Below are 5,191 nucleotides of genomic sequence, written 5' to 3' on the forward strand. Positions count from 1 at the left end.
GGGGCAGGGTGCAGATCGGATAGGGCGACGGGCTCGGGCTCGGGGCCGGGGAGCCCGCGCAGTCGTCGCCGGGCACGTTGACGTTCACGAGCGAGGATCCCCCGACGGTGACGGTCAGCCCGTCGCCGCAGTCGGTGACCGAGAGCACCGACCGCGTGCTTGAAGTCTCCGAACCCGGACCCTGCGAACCCGAATCCTGCGAGGTCGGGTTCTGCGCAGTCGAGCCCTGCGAGGTCGCGGTGGCGGTCGCGGCTTCCGCGGCGGCTTCGGCGGCGCCGGCCGGGATCGCGAGGAGCGCCGCGCACAGCCCGGCGGCCGCGAGCGCCCGGCGCGGCGCGTGGTGGCGGTGCGGCATCTCAGTCGGACCCCGGCGCGTCCAGGAACTGGTGCAGCGGCGTCGCGTCCGTGTGGATCAGCCCGTGGTAGAGCGAGTCGAGGTCGAGCACGAACCAGAACGACAGGCACACCAGCAGCGTGGTCACGGCCAGCCCGGTGAAGGCGAGCGCGTCGGCGCGCAGGCCGAGCGCGAGCGGCGTCAGGATCGTGATGAGGCTGAGGATCCCGAGCGCGACGATCAGGATCGGGGAGGTCTCCGAGTTCGAGGCGGCCAGCCGGTCGTCGCGCGCCGCGGCGAGCGCCTGGTACTCGCCGATCGCCTGGTCCTCGATGGTGCCGAGCGAGTCACCGGCCGCGACCGGGTGGGTGACCGCGGCCTGTCCGGTGTCGATCGCCCGCGCCGCCGCGTCCTCGGCCGCGTCCGAGGGCGGCGGCCATTCGTGCGCGAGGACGGCGTCGGCGTAGTCGATCGCGGACCGGCGCACGACCGCGCCCTCGGCGGCGGGCATCCGCTGCGCGGTCTGCACGAGCGCGGTGAGCGTCGTGGACTCGGTGCGCAGATCGGAGTTGATCTGGTCCACGTTCTGCCACTGGACCACGACCACCAGCGCCAGCAGGACCATGTACAGCGTCGAGATGAATGTGTTGACGTAATCGAGTGCCGGCGCGTCTTTCCGCTCGGGCCTGTGCTCCTTCCTGGCTCTCTCGACGACCAGCAGCGTCGCGAGGGCGGCCAGGACGAGGACGACGAGCAGCGCGATTCCCACGAAGCTATCCCCTCCTACCGGGTCCCGATCGGCCCGGATCTTCGAATGCGGATCTCCCCGCCGTGCTCGCGTGGAATCCACCGAATCGAGGGATTTACCGGCAATCATGGAGTCGCGCCCGCGATACGCGCGCCGGATACGCATCCGTACACGCTTGGGCGGCGGTCCGTTCGTCCCACAGTGATGCGTCGTCAGCTCTGCGGAAGCAGGGTCGGAGACTAGCTCCAGGAGTGCCCGCCTCCTGGGAGAGGGGTTGCCCGCCATGCCCGAGAACCGCTACACCAGGCGGCGGGTGCTCGGCACCGCCGCCGGCGCCGCCGGGCTCGGCCTGCTGCCGGGCTCCGTCCGCACGGCGCTCGCCGACGCGCGCCCGGCCGGCGGCTTCGGCGCCGTCGAGCACGTCGTCCTGCTGATGCAGGAGAACCGGTCCTTCGACCACTACTTCGGCACCATGCCCGGCGTCCGCGGCTTCGCCGACCCGGACGCGCTGCGCCTGTCCAACGGCGACTCCGTGTTCTACCAGCCCGACGCGGAGAACCCGGACGGCTACACGCTGCCGTTCCACCTGGACACCAAGACCACCAGCGCCCAGGCGATCCCGTCCACCAGCCACGCGTGGGCCGTGCAGCACCAGGCGTGGAACGACGGCGCCATGGACCGGTGGCTGCCCACGCACCGCGCCGCCGACGGCGTCAACGGCCCGTACGTGATGGGCTACTACGAGCGCGAGGACATCCCGTTCCAGTTCGCTCTCGCCGACGCGTTCACCGTGTGCGACAACTCGTTCTGCTCGGTCCTCGGCCCGACCTGGCCGAACCGCCTCTACTGGATGACCGGCACGATCGACCCCGGCGGCCTGCACGGCGGCCCGGTCACCTCGAACTCGTATCCGAACGGCGCCTACACCTGGACCACCTACGCCGAGCGGCTGCAGGCGGCCGGGATCTCCTGGAAGGTCTACCAGGAGGAGGACAACTACAACTGCAACCTGCTGGAGAACTTCGCGCGGTTCCAGAACGCGCGGCCCGGGAACCCGCTCTACGACAACGGCATGGCCCGCCAGGCCGCCGGCGCGTTCGAGGACGACGCCCGCAGCGACAACCTGCCGCAGGTCTCCTGGATCATCCCGACCTCCACCCAGTCCGAGCACCCCGACTACATGCCCGCGGCCGGCGCCGACTTCGTCGCGGGCAAGATCGAGGCGATCGCGGCGAACCCGAAGGTCTGGGCGAAGACCGTGCTCATCCTCACCTACGACGAGAACGACGGCCTGTTCGACCACGTGCCCCCGCCCACCCCGCGCGCGGGCACCGCGGACGAGTTCGTCGGCGGCCTGCCGATCGGCGCGGGCTTCCGCGTCCCGACGATCGTCGTCAGCCCGTGGACGGCCGGCGGCTGGGTGTGCACCGAGCGGTTCGACCACACCTCGACGCTGCGCTTCCTCGAGCGGTTCACCGGCGTCGCAGAGCCCAACATCAGCGGCTGGCGCAGGCGCACCTTCGGCGACTTCACCTCCGCGTTCCGCTTCGGCGCGCGGGACCTGCGCTTCCCGGCCCTGCCCGACACCGCCGCCCTGCTGGCCGAGGCCGAGCAGGAGGTGGCCGCCAACCCGGCGCCCACGCTGCCCGGCGCCGACCAGATTCCGCCGCGCCAGCAGGTCGGCTGGAAGCCGACCGTCTGACGATCCGACTGATCCGACGGACGGACCGACCGACAAGCCCTCTGCCGACGCTCTGGCGGTCTGTCGGCGGCGCCGCTTCCCCGGGCGCCCGGCGCAGCTCCCCCGGCTCGACGTGCACCGGCCGGGCCCCCGGCCGGCGGGATCCCCCTCCCTCCCGGCCATCCCGGTACGGTGCCGCGGGTTGACGCGCGGATTACGATCGCGGCATGTCGAGATCTGATTCCGCCTTCCCGCCGCCCGCCTACCCGCGGGCCGAACGGCTCGACCTGGTCGAGGAGCTGCACGGGCACCGGGTGCCCGACCCGTACCGCTGGCTCGAGGACCCGGCGTCGCCCGCGACGAGCGCGTGGTCGGCCGCGCAGGACGCGCTCTACGCCGCGTTCCAGGAGGCGGCTCCGGACGGCGGGATCCAGCGCGAGGCGTTCCGCAGCCGGGTGGCCGAGCTCGCCGACGCGGGCGCGGTCACGGCCCCGGTCTGGCGCGGGGAGCGGTTCTTCTTCACCCGCCGCGAACCGGGCCAGGAGCACCCGGTGCTGCTGACGGCCGGTCAGGACGGCGTCGAGCGCGCCCTCATCGACCCCGGCGCGATCGACCCGTCCGGCGCGACCACCCTCGACCTGTGGTTCCCGTCCCGCGACGGCGCGCTGCTGGCGTACCTCACCTCGGAGGGCGGCACCGAGGAGGCGCTGCTGCGGGTGATCGACGTGGCCACCGGCAAGCTCGTGGACGGACCGATCGACCGCGTCCGCTACGCGCAGGTCGCCTGGCTCCCGGGCGGGCAAGCGTTCTACTACACGCGCCGGCTCGCCCCGCACCTGGTGCCCGAAGGTGAATCCCAGTACCACCGGCGCGTCTACCTGCACCGCGTCGGCACGGACCCGGCGCAGGACGTCCTCGTGTTCGGCGAGGGCCTGGACAAGACCAACCACTACGGCGTCACCGTCTCGCACGACGGCCGCTGGCTCGCGGTGACCACCGGCCGCGGCACCTCCGTCAGCAACGACCTGCACATCGCCGAGATCGCCGCCACCGGCGCATCCGAGCCCGCGTGGATCGCCGTGCAGGAGGGCGTCGACGCGCAGACCACCGTCCACTTCGGCCGCGACGGCCGCTTCTACCTGCGCACCGACCGCGACGCCCCCAATCTGCGGCTGTGCGTCGCCGAGCCCGGCGCCCTCGCCTACGGGCAGTGGCGCGACGTGCTGCCGCAGAACCCGGCCGCCGTCCTCGAGGACTACGCCATCCTCGACGCGGACACCGGCCCGGTCGTGCTCGCCCTCACCTCCTGGCACGGCGTCAGCAGCCTGCGCCTGTACGACCTCGCGCTCGGCGAACTGCTCGCCGAGGTCGCCACCCCGGGCGCCGGCACCATCTCCGGCGTGCACGAGCATCCCGACGGCGGCCCGCGCGCCTGGTTCCGCTACGTCGACCACGTCACCCCGCCGCGGGTCCTCGCCTTCGACGCGCGCACCCGCGAGGTCGGGATCTGGGCCGACACGCCGGGCACGATCGAGCTCGGCACCGTGCACGTGCGCCGCGTCCTGTACCCGTCCAGGGACGGCACGAAGATCCCGATGACGATCCTCGCGCCCGCGGCCGCCCCGGACCGCCCGCGCCCGACGATCCTCTACGGCTACGGCGGCTTCGACATCACCCTCGTCCCCGACTTCTCCGCCCTCCGCCTGGCCTGGGTCGAGGCGGGCGGCGTGTTCGCCGTCGCCAACCTGCGCGGCGGCAACGAGGAAGGCGAGGAATGGCACCGCGCCGGACGCCTGGCGGACAAGCAGAACGTCTTCGACGACTTCCACGCCGCCGCCGACCACCTCATCGCCGAAGGCTGGACCACCCGCGACCGGCTCGGCATCTTCGGCGGCTCCAACGGCGGCCTCCTCGTCGGCGCCGCCCTCACCCAGCGCCCCGACGCGTACGCCGCAGTGGTCTGCTCCGCCCCGCTCCTCGACATGCTGCGCTACGAACTCTTCGGCCTCGGCGCCCTCTGGAACGTCGAATACGGCTCCGCCGAGGTGCACGAGGAGTTCGAATGGCTACTCGCCTACTCCCCCTACCACCACGTGCACGACGCGACCGCCTACCCCGCGACCCTGTTCACCGTCTTCGAAGGCGACACCCGCGTGGACACCCTCCACGCCCGCAAGCTGGCCGCCGCCCTCCAACACGCCACCAGCGCCCCCATCCCGAACCGCCCCGTCATGCTCCGCCGCGAACACAACGTCGGCCACAGCACCCGCTCCATCTCCCGCTCCCTCACCCTCTGGGCCGACGAGCTGTCCTTCTTCGCGAGGCAACTGGGGCTGGACGGCGCGCCGCGGAAGTAGGTTCTCCTGCCGATCTCTGTCGGTGGGCTAGTGCACACTTGTTCGTATGAGATGGGCGGTGTACCCGAACG

3 protein-coding genes and 1 pseudogene are annotated in these 5,191 nt (G+C 72.3%); 2 read left to right on the forward strand and 2 right to left on the reverse strand.

Features of this window, described 5'->3' with window-relative positions; all coding sequences use genetic code 11:
- Together KDK95_RS33915 and KDK95_RS33920 are read right to left on the reverse strand one after the other, a co-directional pair.
- A pseudogene (locus KDK95_RS33915) lies at positions 1 to 355 on the reverse strand (hypothetical protein); the annotation flags it as partial.
- A 1-nt stretch (position 356) separates the two neighbouring features.
- Complete coding sequence (locus tag KDK95_RS33920; protein WP_212522463.1) at positions 357 to 1,103, reverse strand: bestrophin-like domain; 747 nt, start codon at positions 1,101 to 1,103, stop codon at positions 357 to 359.
- Between the two features lie 262 nt (positions 1,104 to 1,365).
- Here KDK95_RS33920 and KDK95_RS33925 point away from each other — a divergent pair, with 262 nt between their 5' ends.
- Together KDK95_RS33925 and KDK95_RS33930 are read left to right on the forward strand one after the other, a co-directional pair.
- Positions 1,366 to 2,784, forward strand: coding sequence for an alkaline phosphatase family protein (locus tag KDK95_RS33925; protein WP_212522464.1), 1,419 nt, complete (start codon positions 1,366 to 1,368; stop codon positions 2,782 to 2,784).
- Positions 2,785 to 2,990: 206 nt separating this feature from the next.
- Positions 2,991 to 5,120, forward strand: a complete 2,130-nt coding sequence (locus KDK95_RS33930; protein ID WP_212522465.1) for a prolyl oligopeptidase family serine peptidase — start codon at positions 2,991 to 2,993, stop codon at positions 5,118 to 5,120.
- Positions 5,121 to 5,191 lie beyond the last annotated feature (71 nt).

It is taken from the genome of Actinospica acidithermotolerans (assembly GCF_018139625.1).
GTDB lineage: Bacteria > Actinomycetota > Actinomycetes > Streptomycetales > Catenulisporaceae > Actinospica > Actinospica acidithermotolerans.